Here is a 16,255-nt window from a genome sequence, read left to right as displayed (position 1 = left end):
GCCACCGGACAGGCAACGCACCATGCACACGCACCAAGACCTGATCACCACCCCCGTCACCGAGGAGCTGCTGCGCGGCGCCCTCGACGTGGAGCGCACCCGCCACGGGCTGCTCCCGCACCGCCTGCCCGCCGCGGCGCGCCGGCAGATCCCCGACGAGCAACTGGCCGTGGCGGAGGCCCAGCCGTCCGGCGTACGGCTGGCGTTCCGCACCCGGGCCACCACGGTCGAACTGGACACGCTGCCCACCAAGCGGGTCTACCGGGGCTTCCCGGCCCCGCCGGACGGCGTGTACGACCTGCTGGCCGACGGCCGTCTCGCCGCCCAGGCCACCGTGGCCGGCGGCAACGTCCGCGAGATCGTCGACATGGTCACCCAGGCCGCCGAGCTGCGGGAGGGGCCGCCCGGCACCGCCCGGTTCGGCGAACTGCCCCCGGGGGACAAGGACGTCGAGATCTGGCTCCCGCACTCGGAGATCACCGAGCTGATCGCCCTGCGCACCGATGCCCCCGTCGAGCCGTCCGCGCCGCGGGGCCGCAAGGTGTGGCTGCACCACGGCAGTTCCATCAGCCACGGCTCCAACGCCGCGCATCCGACCGCCATCTGGCCCGCGCTGGCAGCCGCCGCAGGCGGAGTGGAGCTGGTCAACCTGGGGTTCAGCGGCAGCGCGCTGCTCGACCCGTTCACCGCCCGCGCGATGCGCGACACTCCGGCGGACCTGCTCAGCCTCAAGATCGGCATCAACATCGTCAACACCGACGCGATGCGGCTGCGCGCCTTCACCCCGGCGGTGCACGGCTTCCTCGACATCGTCCGCGAGGGCCATCCCACGGCACCGCTGCTGGTCGTCTCCCCCCTCCTGTGCCCCGTCCAGGAGGACACCCCGGGCCCGCTCGCCCCGGACTTCGAGGGCGGCAGGCTGCGCTTCAAGGCCACCGGCGACCCGGCGGAACGCGCCGCGGGCCGGCTGACCCTCACCGTCATCCGCGAGGAGCTGGCCCGGATCGTCGCGCAGCGGGCGGCCGACGACCCCAACCTCCACCACCTCGACGGGCGCGCGCTCTACGGTGCGGCCGACTACGCCGAACTGCCGCTGCCCGACGAGGTCCACCCCGATCCCGCGGGACACCGGCGCATCGGCGGGAACTTCGCCCGGCTGGTGTTCGCGGGCACCGGCCCCTTCGCCTCGGCGAGCCGCTGACCCGCAGCCGCTGACCCGAGGCTGCGGGTCGGCGGCTGTGTTCATCGGCCCGCCGCATCACGGCATGAGATCGATCGATTTGCTTCACCTCATGCGCGGATCCACCATGGCAGCGCTACCTCAGGTCGCCCCCGCGGAGTTCCGGCAGGCAGTACGGCATGTCACGCGGAAGACGGCGAACACCGGAAAGGTGGAGACATGGCCATGGACGCCGTGTGGGTCCGTGGCGTGAACGGGCTTCAGATGCACCACGTCACCGACCTCCAGGACGCCGGCAGGTTCCTCGGCAACGCAGCCATGGCCCTGCGGGCCGCCCACGTGCGGACCGGCGCAGAGCACTACGAGGGCCTCGCCGCCGAGCTCAGGGCCCTGGTCACCCGGGTACGGGAGCTGGAGGACCAGGCCCGCTCCGCGATGCACGAGCTGCACGAGACCGACCCGGAGCGCTTCGTCCGCTGCCGCGAGGGCCACGAGCCCTGGCCCGGCGAGATCGAAGCCGGGTTCATCCCCCGCCACACCTGCCGCGACGAGTGCCTCCACCACGACCGCGGCGTGCTCGAGGCGATCACGCAGTGCACCTGCGGCAGGCCGCCCTGCCAGGCCTGCGGGATCGACGGCCGCCTCCCCGCCCGTTGATCCCCGCCCGGATCACCTCTCGGCGGCCACCGCGCTGCGACCGCGCACCGCCGGAGAAAGGAGTCCCCATGCGCAAGCCCCCGGAACGGAGCGGGCTCGACCCGGCCGGCCACCGTCTCCACGAAGACACCGCACGCCTCCAGGCGGCGGGCCCCGCCACCCCCGTCGAACTGCCCGGAGGCGTCCTCGCCTGGTCGGTCACCCGGTACGACGCACTGCGGCGGCTCGCCGACGACCCCCGGGTCTCCCGCGACGCGAAGCAGCACTGGCCCGGCCTCGGCGACCTGCCCGAGGACTGGCCGTTGTCGCCCTTCCTCGTCTCGCCGACCGTGCTGAACGCCCACGGCCCCGACCACCGCCGGCTGCGCGCCGTGATGGAGCGTGCGTTCACCCCCGGGCGGACGGCCGCCCTGGGGGCGAACCTGCGGCACAGGACGGAGGCCTACCTGGAGGCACTCGGCACGCCGGGCTCCGGGCGCGTCGTCGACGTCCGCGCCCGCTACGCCCGGGTCGTCGCGTGCGAGACGCTGTGCGACCTGTTCGGCGTACCGGAGGACCGCTGGGAGCAGGCCGTCCGGGCGATGGACGCACTGCTGGAACCACCCTCCGACCCCGGGGCCGCGGCCTCCGGCGTGGACGAGGCGATGGCCTTCTGGGCCGCGCTGCTCGCCGAGAAGGCACAGGTACCCGGCGACGACATGGCGACGACCCTGGTCGAGGCCACGGACATGACCGACGAGGAACGGCTCCTGGCCCTCGTCGTCACCGTCGCCGGGGGCGTCCCCTCGGCCACCGACCTGATCACCAACGCCGTCATCGGCCTGCTGCGCCACCCGGAGCAGCTGAGGGACGTCCTCGGCGGCGGCGTGCCGTGGCAGGCGGTCGTCGAGGAGACCCTGCGCGCGGACTCCCCCGTCCGGCACATGCCGCTGCGGTACGCCGTGGAGGACATCGACCTCGGGGAGGGCGTGCTGATCCGCCGCGGTGAGCCGATCGTCATGGGCTTCGGCGCGGGCGGCCGCGACCCGCGCAGGCACCCCGACGACACGGACGCCTTCGACGTCCGCCGGCGCGACAAGGACCACGTCGCCTTCGGCCACGGCGTCCACCGTTGCGTCGGCGAACCGCTGGGACGGCTGGAGGCGGAGGCCGCCCTCCCCGACCTGTTCGAGCGCTTCCCCGGCCTGCGGCCGGCGGTGCCGCCGGAGGACCTGCGGCCCCTGCCCACCTTCGTCTTCAACGGGAGGACGGAGCTGCCGGTCCGCCTCTAGAGCGGGCCCGTGGCGAGGGTTCCCAGTGCAGGCGGACGCCGGTGAGGCGGGCGATGGCCCGCAGGTGCGGGCCGGTGTTGCCGACGTACCAGATCCGCCGGTCCGCGTGCGGCCACGCGTAGGCCGGGACGCCGTCGTCCAGCAGGGTGGTCAGCCGGGGTTGTTCCAGCGAGGCGGCCGAGAACGCGTAGAGCTCGGACAGCCGCGGGGCGATCACCCCGTAGTCCAGCATGCGGGCGAGGGCGTGTTCGTCGAGGACGGTGTCCTCGACGGGTGTGGTGACCGGGTACTCGGGCGGGAAGGACCGGCCCAGGTCGAGGTACATCTGGACGGCCCGGTGCCGGGGGTCGGCCATGAGGGGGCCGAACGCGGCCAGCGGGCCGAGCGCGAGCCGGGGCTGCGTGAGCATCGCGTGCGTGAACAGGACGCGCAGCAGCGCGACGTTCATCATGAACCGCTCCACCTTCAGCTCGGCGGCGGCCAGTTCCTCGTGCTGCAGGTAGCCGGCGACGATGCTGGCGTTGTGCGCGTGGTACCAGCGGCGGGGTTCGGGCGTGCGGATGAAGTCCAGCCAGAACTCGACGCTGCGGGCGCCCGGGGTGCCCGCAGCTCCGGCGGACAGCAGCTGGGCCTCGGTCTTGTCGCGCAGCAACCGTTCGTTGACGGCCCGCCACCAGGGGCTGCCGGGCGGGGAGGCGGTCTCCGGTGCCAGTACGCCGCGGCCCAGCGACCAGCGCATGAAGCTGAGTTCGGCGTGGCCGAAACGGCGGCGGGGTCCGGCGGCGAGCCGGTAGAACTCCCGGGCCAGCGCGTAGCGCGCGGCCGGGTCGTCGCGCACCCGCGCGACCCGTTCCCCGGCGCGTGACGCTGCGTCAGCCACGGTTGCCCGTCCGGATCAAGGCCATGCGGCGACCTCACGGGGCCTGAGGGGTTGTTCCGACCAGATGGTCTTGCCGTCCCCCGCGTACCGGGTGCCCCAGCGCTCCGCGAACCGGGCGACGAGGAAGAGGCCGCGGCCGCCCTCGTCGGTGGTCCGGGCGTGGCGCAGGTGGGGCGAGGTGCTGCTGCCGTCGGAGACCTCGCAGATGAGCGTGCGGTCGCGGATGAGCCGCAGCCGGATGGGGCCCGAGGCGTGGCGGACGGCGTTGGTGACGAGTTCGCTGACGACCAGTTCCGTGGTGAGGGCGAGGTCGCCGAGCCCCCAGGCCGTGAGTTGCCGCGCCGCCCGGGCCCGCGCCGGCGCGACCTCGGCCGGGTCCGCGGGGATGTCCCAGGAGGCGACGTGCTCGGCGTCGAGGGCGTGGGTGCGGGCCAGGAGCAGGGCCGCGTCGTCCGCCGGCCGGGCGCCGGCGAAGGCGGTGGCGGCGTCGCAGAGCCCCTCCAGCGAGGTCCGCGGGCAGGCGAGGCTGTCGAGCAGGCGCCGCAGTCCGCGGCCGGCGTCGAGTGAGCGGTCCTGGATGAGGCCGTCGGTGTAGAGGGCGAGGACGCTGCCTGCCGGGACGTCGATTCCGGTGGCCTCGAAGGGCAGGCCGCCGAGGCCGAGGGGCGGGCCGCCGGGGAGGTCCACGAGGCCGGCGGCGCCATCGGGGGTGACCAGCACGGGTGCGGGGTGGCCGGCGCGGGCGAGGGTGCAGTGGCAGCCGACCGGATCGTAGACGGCGTAGAGGCAGGTCGCGCCGATCACACCGGAGGTGTCGGCGGCGGCGGATTCGTCGGCGATCCGGCTGACCATGTCGTCGAGGTGGGCGAGTACCTCGTCGGGGGCGAGGTCGATGTCGGCCAGGGTCTGCACGGCCGCCCGGAGGCGGCCCATGGTGGCGGCGGCGTGGATGCCGTGGCCGACGACGTCGCCGACGACCAGGGCGACCCGGGCGCCGGAGAGCGGCAGGACGTCGAACCAGTCGCCGCCGACCCCGGCCTCCGCGTCGGCGGGCAGGTAGCGGTAGCAGGCCTCCACGGCGTTCTGCTGCGGGAGGTCCAAGGGGAGCAGGCTGCGCTGGAGGGCGAGCGCGGCGGCGTGCTCGTGGGTGTAGCGGCGGGCGTTGTCGATGCAGACCGCGGCGTGTGCGGTGAGTTCCTCCGCGAGGACCAGGTCGTCGGGCCCGAAGGGGCCGCCGTCCCGGGAGCGCCCGAAGGTGGCCGCTCCCAGGGTGGTGCCGCGCGAGCGGATGGGCACGATCATCAGGGAGTGGACGCCGAGGGCGCGGTGGTGGGCGCTGCGGACGGGGTCGCCGGCGGTCCAGTGGGGGTCGGCCGGGTCCAGTTCGGCGACGCGCACCGAGGTGCCGTCCACGAGCGCGCGGGCCGTGGGCGACCGCCGGGGGTAGTCGCACCGGCCGCCGTGCGGGGTGGGCGGCGGGACGTCGTCAGGTGCGGAACGGTGCCCGGCGCAGCGCAGTTGGGCCACGGTGGCAGCGTCGGGCGGGCCGGGCGGGGGCTCGTCACCGTGGAGCACCGGGTCGAGGAGGTCGACGGTGACGTGGTCGGCGAGGCCGGGGACGGCGGCGTCCGCCAGTTCCTGTGCGGTGCGCGGGACGTCGAGCGCGCTGCCCATGCGCTTGCGGGCCTCGTTCAGCAGCTTCAGCTTCTGCCGGACGCGGTAGTGGTCGGTGGTGGACAGGACGATGTAGCAGGCCCCCAGCGGCTGCCCGTACTCGCTCTCCAGGCGGAAGCACGACGTGGAGTAGGTGACCCGGTCCGGGTCGGACAGGACGTGGCCGAAGTACTCGCGGCCGGTGGAGGGGAGCCCGGTCTCCATCACCTGACGGATCTCCGCCTCGGTGTCCGCCACGTCCAGGCCCGGCAGGACGTCCCCAAGGCACCGGCCGAGGAAGCGCTCGCGCGGAATGCCGCACAGCTGCTCCATGGCGTCGTTCACCCAGGCGAGCCGCAAGTCCGTGTCGATCATGGCCATGCCCACCGGTGCGGTGAGGGTGATGCCCTCCAGCAGGGAGCGGCTGGCGCTCGTCCACCAGCTCCGCGTCAGGTCGGCCGCGAGGATCAGCCGCAGCGAGCGGTCGCCCGAGTCCTGGACGGGCAGGATCTTCACCTCCAGGTCGAGGCGGCGGCCGTCCCCGTGACGTACGGCCTGCCGGCCCTCCCAGCCCCGCGCCGAGCCGAGTCGCGTCACCAGGTCCGGCGTTCCGGCCCGGTACGCCGCGGTCCCCACCGGCGGGAGGACGTCCGCGAGCGGCCTGCCGATCGCCTCGGGGGCCGGGCGGCCGAGCAGTCGCACGGCTCCCTCGCTCCATCCGCGCACCACCCCCGCGCCGTCGACCACGACCACGGCGGTGCCGGGGCCCGACAGCGGGTCCGCCGCGGCGGAGGGGATCGTTGTGGGAGCACCCATGCCGGCCATCCCGTACGGCTGCGTTCCCGGCGCACGGACGCCTGATCGGACGGGGCGGGCCGGGCTGTTTCCACCATACCCGCGACCGGTGCGCCCGGCCCGGCCCGTGACCTGCGACGACAGGCCGGGGCGGGCCGCGCCGCGGTCAGACGTCCGCCGGGGAGCCGGGCCCGCGGGCCGGGCCGGAGACCGCGGCGGTCGCGGTCAGCCGGCGGGTGGAGGCGGCCGGCTCCTCCGCGGGCGGGGCCGGCGCCGGCACCACGACGGGGGGCCTGCGGACGACGGCTCCCGAAACGACCGCCAGCAGCGCGAGCACGACCACCCCGGCGCCGTACACCGTCGCCGTGGAGTGCAGACCGAAGGACGGCACGGCGAGCCCGGCCAGTACGGCGGGAACGCTCAGGGCCAGGTAGCTCACGACGTAGACCGACGCGAACAGTTCCGCCCGCTCGGTGGGCCGGGCCAGTGCCGCCAGGGAGCGGAAGGCACCCAGGAAGGCGGCGCCGAAGCCGAACCCGGCGAGGCCGGTCCCGAGGAAGAACAGCGCCGTCGAGGGCCCGGCGAGGGCGAGCAGCGTGAGTCCGGTGCCCACCGCGAGCACCGCCGAGCCGCCGGTCATCATCCGCCGCGGCGTCACGTCGCGCACCACCAGCGAGGCGACGGCCGCCACACCGAAGAGGGTGGTCACCACCAGGCCGCCGACCAGGTGGCTGCCGATGTGCAGCACCCCGGCGGTCAGGGAGGGGCCGAGGGCGAGGTAGAGACCGCCCATCGCCCAGGTGGCGACGAGGCAGGGCGTCGCCGCCAGGAAGGTCCGGCGGGCCTGGACCGGCACGGCCGCCCGGGGCCGCAGCGAGGCCCAGGCCCCCGGGCGCGGCGAGACGGGATCGGGCAGGAACAGCACCAGCGCCGCCAGCACCACGAACACGGCGGTCAGCACGACGAAGACCAGCCGCGTGGGGGCCGGGGCGTACTGCACCAGCAGACCCGCACCCAGCGCACCGGCGGCCAGTCCGGTGGCCGGCGCCACGGTGTTCAGCAGGGAGCCGAGAGGCGAGGTGGGCGAGGGCTGCAGGTCGATCAGCCCCGCGCTGATGGCGCCGGCGGCCGCGCCCGTCGCCACGCCCTGCAGGATGCGGGCCAGGAACAGCGGTCCGACGCCGTCCGCGGTGAGGAACACGACCATGGCCGCGGCCTCGACGACCAGCGCCGCCAGGAGCACCGGCCGCCGGCCGACGTGGTCGGACAGCCCTCCGACGGTGAGCAGCGCCACCAGCAGCGCCAGCACGTAGACCGCGAAGACCGTGGTGAGCACGATCGGCGAGAAGCCCCATTGGTGCTGGTAGACCACGTAGAGCGGGGAGGGCGCACTGGAGGCGGCCAGGAAGGCGAGCAGGGTGGTGGCCAGCAGCCAGAAGCCGACCGGACGCGGCATCCGCCTCGCGGTGCGCTGGGTGTGCATATCGGTACTCCCGAACGGTTCCAAAAATATCGAACCATTCGAGGGTAGGCACACACGCGCCGATTGTTCAACTATTATCGAACCATGACTGGAGCCCCCCGGGAGCTGCCGCACCCCGACGCCGCGGACCTGGTGCTGACCGACGTGCTCTTCGCCCTGAGCGACCCCTCACGGCTGGAGCTGGTGCGCCGGCTGGCCGACCGCCCCCTGGAGGGGTCGGCCTGCCAGCCCGTCAACGGGGAGATCCCCAAGTCCACGCTCTCCCACCACCTCAAGACGCTCCGCGAGGCCGGGGTCGTCCGCAACGACCCGCACGGCCGGCAGCGCCTGGTCAGCCTGCGCCGCGAGGACCTGGAGCGCCGCTTCCCCGGGTTGATCACCGCCGTCCTCGACGAGCCGGGCGCCGCACCGCCCGGGCCGGTCGCGTTCTGACCTGGCGGCTCAGCCGGCCACCGGGGCCGTGCGCGACGCGGGCCGTGCGTCCCGGTAGAAGATGTCGATGTCGACCTCCTCGCCGCCGACGGTGACGGTGTCCCACGGACCGCTGTCCCGCAGGGTGCGCAGCGTCTCGCTCCCGAGGGTCTCCAGGTGCTCCCGCAGGGTGGCGTCGTCCGGCATCCCGGCGATGCGCGGAGCGAGCCGTTCCCGGATCGCGCGGAGCTGCTCCATGAGGGCGTCGAGGTCGGCCTCACGGTCCGGCTTCCCGGCGGCGGACTCCTCGATGCTCCGCGCGATCTTGTCCTTGATCGCCTGGCCCACCCCGTTCTCGTCCGTGGTGATCATCGCGTTCCAGGCGCGGCTCTTGTGCCGGTACTGGAGCATCGACATCGCCGCCTCGTGCCGTACGAAGTCCGCGTCGCGCAACGGCCTGCCGCGCCAGGTGCCGCTGAGCGTACGGGCGAGCGAGACGGCCGAGGCCAGACCGCTGTTCAGGCCGCGCCCTGGCCAGAAGTGGATGGCGTTGGCGGCGTCCCCGAGCAGGAACCCGTACGTCCCCGGGGTGGCCGCGGTCGCCGGGTGGAGGCGGGCCGTGAAACGCGGCCGCTGCACCATGTCCAGCCGGAAGGCGGTGATCGCGGTCAGGTCCTGCTCGTCGACGTCGAAGAGCGTCAGGCCCTCCTTGACGCGCTGCCAGAGCGCCGAACCCTTGATGAGGGCGGGCAGGAAGAACGTGCTGTGGGTGGAGCAGTGGAAGTCCCCGTGCCCGTCGCGGCTCATCACGCAGGGGCGGGAGGCGATGCACTGCTCGAAGACCTGCCGCACGGGGTCGATCCCGACGACCTCCTGCGCCTCGGCGTCGGTCAGGCGCATGTTCAGGAAGCCCTCGCCGCGCAGGGAGTTGAGGAGGAACCGATTCTGCGCGACGGTCAGCAGGACCGTCATGGGGTCGGAGAGCCCCGACTTCACGCGCAGGCCCAGCACCACGTCCTGGAGGTGCTCGCCGTCCAGCGAGTAGATGGACGTGTCGGCGGTCCCGAACCTGGCGGCGAAGTGCTCGCGCGTGCGGGACCGTCCGCCCTCGCAGATCGCCAGGACGTGGTCCTGGGTCACCGTCTCCTGCCGCTCGGCCGCGTCGAACCGGGCGGGCACCAGGCGGATGCGGTCGCGCTTGGCGTTGGCGAGGTCCAGCAGCGTGTCCTCGACGTAGGCGATGCGTATGTTGCGCGGGTTGAAACCGCGGATCGAGTCGGGCCCCGCGGGCCACATCTCGGTGTACGTGCCCTCCGTGAACAGCCGGGCCTGCACCTCCTCGGGCAGGTTCAGGTACTGCCGGCTCTGCACCGTCACGACCTGCTGCCGGCGGACGTTGCCCTGCCCCTCGTCCTTCCAGACGACGCGGTCCCCGTCCTGCGCCCAGCGGGCGTCGTAGACGGTGACGCGGACTCGCCGGCCCATCAGGTTCTCCAGCAGGAGGGCGAACGCCAGCCCGACCGGGCCGCCGCCCGCCACCGTCACCTTCAACACCGGCCCGGGTTCCTCCGGTTCCGCCGGCGGCATCAGCGCCTCCAGCAGGGAGAGGTCCAGGATGGTCTCCATCGCGTCGGCGGCCTCGAAGCCGAAGGTCTCGTCGCCGATGGAGATCTCGTCGCCCGGCTGCAGCACGTGCGACGTCACGCGCTCCCCGTTGACCCGCGTCCCGTTGCTGCTCGCCCGGTCGTAGAGCACGAACCCGTGGCCCTCGCGGCGCACCTCCGCGTGCAGACGGGAGACGCTGACGCTGGCGATCACCACCGTGTTCCCGGCCTTGCGCCCGAACGTCAGGGGCTTGTCGCCGATCCCGAACCTCTCCCCTGCCAACGAGCCTCGACGCCCGACTATCTCAGGAGGCATTGGTCCCTCATCTCCACGTGTCAACGAACCCCGGGGAACGCACGCACAGTTGCTGGCTGCCCAACCCGCCCACCGTGGGAAACACCCCCGGCGCAAGACGGCGCGGAACCACCCCCCGCACGGCCCTCACCTACGACCGCCGGGCCCGGCCGCCTCCGTCATCCGTCGGATTGACGGGCCCCGGGAACCCGCCGCCGGGACAGGTGGAGCCTGCGGCCCGGGCGGTCGACCTCGATGACGACGACGGTGATCCCGTCGCCTGTCCTGACGACCTCCTCCGGCGCCTCCACGGCCGTGTCCGCGAGCTCCCGGAGGTGCACCAGCCCCACGACCCCGTCGGCGACCTCGACGAAGGCACCGAACGGGACCAGCTTGGTCACCCGTCCGCGCAGCGTCCGGCCCACCTCCGTGCGGTCCGCGAACTCCCCGAAGGGGTCCGGCAGGGTGGCCCGCAGGGAGAGCCGGGCCTCGCCGTTCGTCGTGTCGAACTGGAGGAACTCACACGTGACGCGCTCTCCGACCCGGACGACCTCCGAGGGGTCCTCGAAGTGGCGCCAGGAGAGTTCGGGGAAGGTGATGAACCCCACGCCGGGGAAGACCGGGTGGCCCGGGCCGTCGTCCAGCGCCACGAACACCCCGAACGGCTCGATCGACGCGATCGTGCCGGTCATGCGCTCGCCCGGGTGCAACGACGCCAGGAACGCCCACAGTTCGGCGTGCTCGGTGGCTGCCGTCGACAGGAAGACCCTTGCCCCGTCCACGTCGACGGACAGCACCCGGGCGGTGATCCGCTGCCCGGGTTCGACGTCGGGACGCCGGATCCAGGACGTGTCCAGCGGCCCCACCGTCCCCAGCGGACGCCCGGGGAAACCGTCCAGCGTCACCCTCACCTCGCGGTGGGTGACCTCCGCCGCCGTCCCGTCGCAGACGTCGCCCACGCGGACCCCGGCCAGGAACTCCCTGCAGGCCGCCTGATCGTCGGAAGATTCGCTCACGCGGGACACTCTCACCCCGCGGTGGGGCAGTTGGCGAGCCAGTCCGCGGGTTCGGCGCGACTGCCTCCGCCGTCGCCGTCCACGATGTAGGTCAAGGCCTCGGCGAAGGTCGCGCCCAGGTGCCACACGACGTTCGGCCCCACGGCGATGACGCGGCCGCCGGCCGCGCGGTAGCAGCAGAACTGGGACGACCACATCCCCAGCGGGGTGTGGTTCTCCGCGTAGTGCCGCCTCAGCGTGGACGCTTCTTCGGCGGTGTCGACGCAGGCGTCGACGGGGTCCACGTGCAGGGACGAGCCGGGGCGACGGGCCGGGGAACTCCTGATCGTCAGCCCGCCGAACTCGGCCCAGACGGCGACCGCCGCGTCGTCGGGTTCGAACCCGGCGGCGGTCAGTTGGCGCCGCCAGTGCTCCGTGGCGACCGTGCGACCGGGTGTCCATCCGGCAACGCCCAGCGCCGCTCGTACCGATGGACCGAAGCTCGCCGGCAACTCATGGCTGGGCGCTATGTGTTGTCCCCTCTCATCCCCACGGGTTCGTTCCCGGCAGTCTCCCGCGCGTCCGTGCCGACCGCCACCGCGTTCGCGGTGACGATCACGAACGTGGCGAGCCAGGCGGCCGGGTCGAGGTGCTGGTCGAGGACAACCAGGCCGACGAGCGCGGCGAAGACCGGGTTCACGCTCATGAAGAGGCCGAAGAAGTGCGCCGGGACCCGGCGGAGCGCCAGCAGGTCGGACAGGAACGGTACGGCGGAGGAGAGGATCCCGGCGGTCACGGCGCAGGCCAGGGCGGTGAGGGTGGGCGGATGCCACCACAGGGCCAGCGCGCCGGCGGGCACGTAGGCGGCGCCGGAGACGGCAGCGGCGGCGGCCGGGCCCTGCAGTCCGGGCAGCCGTCCGCCGACGACGCGGTTGAGCACGATGTAGCAGGCCCAGCAGGCCGCGGCGAGCAGCGCGAGGCCGATGCCCGGGTAGTCGGTGGAGGGCTGGGGGCGGGTGAGGACGACCACCGCGGCCGCGACGGCCAGCGCGCACAGCACGTGGGTGCGGCGGCGTGAGCCGACCAGGGCCACGGCCAGCGGCCCGAGGAACTCAAGGGTGACGGCGAGCCCCAGGCCGATGCGGTCGACGGCGGTGTAGAGGGAGAGGTTCATCGCCGCGAACACCACCGCCAGGGCCAGGACCGGGCGCCACTGCGCGGCGGTGAAGGCCCGCATCCGGGGCCGGCCCGCCCCGCACAGCACCGCCGCGGCCACCCACTGGCGGACCGCCACCACACCCAGCGGCCCGATCACGGGGAACGCCAGGGCAGCGACGGACGCGCCGACCTGGTTGGACAGGCCGCTGCTCAGCATCAGCGCCACCCCGCCGAGGCGTCCCGCGGCCCCGGCCCCGGCCGGTGCGGCCGGCGCGACGTCGCCGGAGGTCTCCATCGTCATGCGGGCCACTGTCCCGCCGCGGGTGGCCATGCGCGAAATGCATACGACGCACCATCGATACGCTGGACGCATGGACGAGCATCGTGGAGGAGCCGCCGGACTCGAGCTCCGGCACCTGCGCTGCCTGGTCGCCATCCTCGACGCCGGCAGCTTCACCGACGCCGCCATCGACCTCGGGATCTCCCAGGCGGCGGTCTCCCGCAACCTGCTGGCGCTGGAGCGCGTCCTCGGGGTGCGACTGCTGCACCGCACCAGCCGTACCGTCGCCCCGACCACCGCGGGCGTGCAGGTCCTCGCCCGGGCCCGGGTCCTGCTGGGCGGTGTCGACGAGCTCGTCAGGGAGGCCGCGACCGGGCACACCCGCCTGCACATCGGCCACGCCTGGTCCGCCTTCGGCCGCCGCACCACCGAGTTCCAGCGCGTCTGGCGGGACCGCCACCCCGGCGTGGAGCTCCAGCTCATCCGCCACAACACCCCCACCGCCGGTCTTGCCGAGGGCCTGTGCGACCTCGCGGTCGTCCGCGCCCCCATCGACCTGGACCGCTGGTCCCACGCGCTCATCGGTCACGAACCTCGCTACGTCGCCCTCGCCGCGGACGACCCCTGGGCGCGACGGCGCAGCGTCCGGCTCGCCGAGATCGCCGCCCGCACGCTGGTCGTCGACCGGCGGACGGGCACGACCAGCCCCGACCTGTGGCCCGAGGGCAACCGGCCGGCCGTCGAGTACACCCACGACATCGACGACTGGCTCGCCGCGATCGCCACCGGCCGCCGCGTCGGCGTCACCCCGCGGTCCACCTCCGCCCAGTACCGCCGCGACGGCATCGTGTACCGCGCGCTGCGGGACGCCGCCCCGGTGCCCGTGCGCCTCGTCTGGCGCCGCCACGACCCGCACCCGGCCACCCACGCGGCCGTCGCGCTGGCCATCGAGCTGTACCGGGCCGACGACCGCCGGGCCTAGCCAGGGCCGAGGACCCCGCAAGCTGTGGCCAGGGGTCGTGCCGCGTCATCCGTTCGGAGCATCGGGGCGTCGGGGCCGCGGCCCTCGTCGCGACCTCGCGGCGGCGGCGTGACCAGGGAAGCGACGGGCGGCGACGGTTCACTCGATTTGCGTACGGCACGGCCGGGAGGACGATAACGGACGGAGCCCGTTTCATCCGGTCCGGTCGGCGGACCAGCGTCCACCGACCGTTGTTCGCGCCACCGCCGGCGCGACGGCCGCACGGAAGGGAGCAGCCGTGTTGATATCCGCCGTGCTCGTGCCGCTGATCATGCTCGCCGCCGTCCTGGCGCCCAACTGGTACCAGGCGTGGAAGACGTACTGCGAATCGGTCAGGCTGCCCGTGTCCCCTCCGGAGGCTTCGGAAGCGGTGGGCGACCGCCGGAGCCGGTGGTCCGCGGAACTCGCCCGGCTGCGGAGCCGCTGGATGCAGGACTGAGCGGCCGCGTCCCGCCTCGGTCCTGGTGCGCCGACGCGGTCCTGCCCCGGGCTGGGCCCGGGGCAGGACCGCGTCAGGCGGCAGGGGCAGCTGCGGTCACACGCGCGGCGTCATGAACTCCGCCGGTGCCAGGGCGCGTTCGACGATACGGGTGTCACCGATCCAGCCGTAGAAGCCCTGCCCGAACTGCTCCGCGAACTGCGTCCCCCCGATGACGAAGGGCTTGCCCAGCGTCTCGATGCCGGTGGCCGGCTGGGACGGGTTGCGGGCGATCTTCGAGCCGTCGACGTACATCACCGTGCGACGGCCGTCGTTGACGACCGCGATGTGGGTCCAGCGGCCGACGGGCAGGGCGTGGCTCCACGAGGTCGGGTCGGCGTCCTGGACGTCCGGGTAGAGGACGAACTGCAGGAACCGCTCGGGCGTGACGTTGAGGCTGCACGTGGGCTCGTCGGTCGACCAGCCCGTGGTCTTCCCGGCGTCGCCGTTGCGGCCCTCCCAGCTGAGGATGCCCATCCAGGCGTGGTCGCCCTCGAAGGGCTCGGGCAGCCTGATGAAGGTCTCGATGGTGAAGCCCTTGCGGAACTTCATGCTGTTGAGCGGCGCCGTGGCCTTCGTGGTGAGGACCGCGCCCCGGTCGGGGCCCTTGCCGCCGTCGAACCGCAGGCTGGCGTGGGCCGGCTGGCCGGTGTGGTGCTCCGCCGACCAGGTGAGGACCTCGGCGGCGCTGTCGTGCAGGAGCCGCACCGCCAGGTCGTTGCCGTTGCCGCTCAGGTCGCGCGCCACGGTGCCCGCGGCGACGGTGGAACCGGGGCGGCCCGCGCCGGCCAGGCCCTCGGCGTCGAAACGCCAGTACGCCACCGTGCCCTTGGGCATCACGCGGTGCGCGGGACGGGGCTTCGGCGGGGTCACCTGGTCGAAGCCGCGGAAACGCTCGGCGAAGTCGATCGCGAGGCTGAACCGGTCCACGTCGCCGGTCAGTTCGATGGTCTCCGCCTCCAGCGGCGTCCGCTTGGCGGGGTCGCGGGCGAGGAACCAGGGGGAGAAGGTCTCCACGTCGACGACGTTGCGCACCGTGTCGAAGGCGTAGAGCCGGATCATGCCGGCGCCGCCGTAGTAGCGGTCCTGGTAGTTGGTGATGTGGACGTGCACGTCGTGCCCGGCGTCGTTGGTGAGCACGGTCCGGCCGGGCGGCCAGTAGTGGCCGCCCAGCGCGAGGAAGATCTGGTCGTTGCCGCGGATGATGCGGTCCCACAGACGCTGCCCGTTGTCGGACAGGTGCGCCTCGCCGTCGTCCTCGGCCCAGGCGATGTCGTGCGTGGTCAGGACGGCGGACAGGGTCGGGTGGGCGTCGAGGACGCCCTGCGCCCACGCCAGGCCCTTGTCCGAGGCGCGCCAGTCCAGGGCGAGCACGAGCCACTCGCGGCCGGCCGCGCGCAGCACGTGGTAGCTGTTGTAGCCGTCGGGCGAGGAGCCGCCGAACGTCGGCATGGCGGTGAACCGCTTCGGCCCGAAGGCCCGCAGGTACGCGGTGTCGCCCCGCTGGTCGTCGGTGCCGCCGTTGATGTCGTGGTTGCCCGCGAGGACGCTGTACGGGACCTTGCCGTGGATGGTGCGGAAGGTGTCGGCGGCGAGCTCGATCTCCTGCTCGGTGCCGTGCTCGGTGACGTCTCCGAGGTGGGTCATGAACGCGATGTTGACCTCCTCGCGCTCCGCCACCAGGTAGCGGAAGGTCGCCTTCAGCGGCTCGGGGTCGGCGCTGTCGGCGTCGAAGAGGTACTGCGTGTCGGGCAGCACCGCCAGGGCGAAGCGGGGGCTCTCCTCGTCGAAGCCACGGTCCCGGGAGCCGGCCGTGCCGGGGTCCTGGTGCCGGGGCGCGGCCTGCGCCGTGCCGGTGCCGAGGACCGACGCCGCGGCGCCCACCGCGGGCACCGCGACCGCCGCCTGCAGCAGCGATCGGCGTCCCGGGCTGGGATGGCGGGGATTGCTCATGTACGTCTCCGTGCTGGGGGGAACTGCTGTCAGCACGGATCGTGCGCGGCCCGGGCGAGGACCCGGCAAAGCGATCTTGAACATCCGGCGCCCTGGACTGGTCCGGACCACCAACTCGTCCCGTGATGCGACCCCGCACCG

14 protein-coding genes are annotated in these 16,255 nt (G+C 73.7%); 6 read left to right on the top strand and 8 right to left on the bottom strand.

Annotation, left to right across the window (positions count from 1 at the left end):
- Positions 1–22: 22 nt before the first annotated feature.
- From AC1VWI_RS40690 to AC1VWI_RS40680, 3 genes are all read left to right on the top strand, one after another.
- Complete coding sequence (locus AC1VWI_RS40690) at positions 23–1,201, top strand: GDSL-type esterase/lipase family protein (protein ID WP_499516080.1); 1,179 nt, start codon at positions 23–25, stop codon at positions 1,199–1,201.
- Positions 1,202–1,405: 204 nt separating this feature from the next.
- On the top strand, positions 1,406–1,837 hold the full coding sequence (locus tag AC1VWI_RS40685) for a hypothetical protein (RefSeq protein ID WP_499517032.1): 432 nt from the start codon (positions 1,406–1,408) through the stop codon (positions 1,835–1,837).
- A 68-nt stretch (positions 1,838–1,905) separates the two neighbouring features.
- Positions 1,906–3,108 carry a cytochrome P450 gene (locus tag AC1VWI_RS40680; protein WP_499516079.1) on the top strand — a complete coding sequence of 401 codons (1,203 nt, stop codon included), beginning with the start codon at positions 1,906–1,908 and terminating at the stop codon, positions 3,106–3,108.
- On the opposite strand, the gene AC1VWI_RS40675 is transcribed toward AC1VWI_RS40680, so the two are convergent.
- From AC1VWI_RS40675 to AC1VWI_RS40665, 3 genes are all read right to left on the bottom strand, one after another.
- Positions 3,074–3,988, bottom strand: a complete 915-nt coding sequence (locus AC1VWI_RS40675) for a hypothetical protein (protein WP_499516078.1) — start codon at positions 3,986–3,988, stop codon at positions 3,074–3,076. The genes AC1VWI_RS40680 and AC1VWI_RS40675 overlap by 35 nt on opposite strands.
- A gap of 15 nt (positions 3,989–4,003) precedes the next feature.
- Positions 4,004–6,457 (bottom strand): SpoIIE family protein phosphatase, encoded by a 2,454-nt coding sequence (locus AC1VWI_RS40670; RefSeq protein ID WP_499516077.1) that lies wholly within the window; start codon positions 6,455–6,457, stop codon positions 4,004–4,006.
- A 145-nt stretch (positions 6,458–6,602) separates the two neighbouring features.
- Positions 6,603–7,919 carry an MFS transporter gene (locus AC1VWI_RS40665; RefSeq protein WP_499516076.1) on the bottom strand — a complete coding sequence of 439 codons (1,317 nt, stop codon included), beginning with the start codon at positions 7,917–7,919 and terminating at the stop codon, positions 6,603–6,605.
- Between the two features lie 84 nt (positions 7,920–8,003).
- Between AC1VWI_RS40665 and AC1VWI_RS40660 the strand changes: the two genes are divergently transcribed.
- A complete protein-coding gene (locus AC1VWI_RS40660) occupies positions 8,004–8,351 on the top strand; it encodes an ArsR/SmtB family transcription factor (protein WP_499516075.1) in 348 nt (115 codons plus the stop codon).
- A 9-nt stretch (positions 8,352–8,360) separates the two neighbouring features.
- Here AC1VWI_RS40660 and AC1VWI_RS40655 read toward each other — a convergent pair whose 3' ends face one another.
- From AC1VWI_RS40655 to AC1VWI_RS40640, 4 genes are all read right to left on the bottom strand, one after another.
- Positions 8,361–10,217: an FHA domain-containing protein gene (locus AC1VWI_RS40655; protein ID WP_499516074.1), complete on the bottom strand. Its 1,857-nt coding sequence runs from the start codon at positions 10,215–10,217 to the stop codon at positions 8,361–8,363.
- 191 nt (positions 10,218–10,408) lie between these two features.
- Complete coding sequence (locus AC1VWI_RS40650; protein WP_499516073.1) at positions 10,409–11,245, bottom strand: S1 RNA-binding domain-containing protein; 837 nt, start codon at positions 11,243–11,245, stop codon at positions 10,409–10,411.
- An 11-nt stretch (positions 11,246–11,256) separates the two neighbouring features.
- Entirely contained in the window at positions 11,257–11,736 is a 480-nt protein-coding gene (locus tag AC1VWI_RS40645) for an SUKH-3 domain-containing protein (protein ID WP_499516072.1), read from the bottom strand.
- Positions 11,737–11,750: 14 nt separating this feature from the next.
- Positions 11,751–12,599, bottom strand: coding sequence for an EamA family transporter (locus AC1VWI_RS40640; protein WP_499517031.1), 849 nt, complete (start codon positions 12,597–12,599; stop codon positions 11,751–11,753).
- A 154-nt stretch (positions 12,600–12,753) separates the two neighbouring features.
- On the opposite strand from AC1VWI_RS40640, the gene AC1VWI_RS40635 reads away from it, so the two are divergent.
- A complete protein-coding gene (locus AC1VWI_RS40635) occupies positions 12,754–13,644 on the top strand; it encodes a LysR family transcriptional regulator (protein WP_499516071.1) in 891 nt (296 codons plus the stop codon).
- 277 nt (positions 13,645–13,921) lie between these two features.
- Positions 13,922–14,122, top strand: a complete 201-nt coding sequence (locus AC1VWI_RS40630) for a hypothetical protein (RefSeq protein ID WP_499516070.1) — start codon at positions 13,922–13,924, stop codon at positions 14,120–14,122.
- 96 nt (positions 14,123–14,218) lie between these two features.
- On the opposite strand, the gene AC1VWI_RS40625 is transcribed toward AC1VWI_RS40630, so the two are convergent.
- Positions 14,219–16,114, bottom strand: coding sequence for a LamG-like jellyroll fold domain-containing protein (locus AC1VWI_RS40625; protein ID WP_499516069.1), 1,896 nt, complete (start codon positions 16,112–16,114; stop codon positions 14,219–14,221).
- Positions 16,115–16,255: the final 141 nt, after the last annotated feature.

The organism is Streptomyces sp. TOM-9, from assembly GCF_056858595.1.
This window is presented reverse-complemented; position numbering and strand designations above follow the sequence as displayed.

Bases quoted from the DNA above. Each gene is read 5' to 3' on its own strand.
- AC1VWI_RS40690 (WP_499516080.1), top strand. From the start codon at position 23: ATGCACACGCACCAAGACCTGATCACCACCCCCGTCACCGAGGAGCTG.
- AC1VWI_RS40685 (WP_499517032.1), top strand. From the start codon at position 1,406: ATGGACGCCGTGTGGGTCCGTGGCGTGAACGGGCTTCAGATGCACCAC.
- AC1VWI_RS40680 (WP_499516079.1), top strand. From the start codon at position 1,906: ATGCGCAAGCCCCCGGAACGGAGCGGGCTCGACCCGGCCGGCCACCGT.
- AC1VWI_RS40670 (WP_499516077.1), bottom strand. From the start codon at position 6,457: ATGGGTGCTCCCACAACGATCCCCTCCGCCGCGGCGGACCCGCTGTCG.
- AC1VWI_RS40665 (WP_499516076.1), bottom strand. From the start codon at position 7,919: ATGCACACCCAGCGCACCGCGAGGCGGATGCCGCGTCCGGTCGGCTTC.
- AC1VWI_RS40660 (WP_499516075.1), top strand. From the start codon at position 8,004: ATGACTGGAGCCCCCCGGGAGCTGCCGCACCCCGACGCCGCGGACCTG.
- AC1VWI_RS40640 (WP_499517031.1), bottom strand. From the start codon at position 12,599: ATGCTGAGCAGCGGCCTGTCCAACCAGGTCGGCGCGTCCGTCGCTGCC.
- AC1VWI_RS40635 (WP_499516071.1), top strand. From the start codon at position 12,754: ATGGACGAGCATCGTGGAGGAGCCGCCGGACTCGAGCTCCGGCACCTG.
- AC1VWI_RS40625 (WP_499516069.1), bottom strand. From the start codon at position 16,114: ATGAGCAATCCCCGCCATCCCAGCCCGGGACGCCGATCGCTGCTGCAG.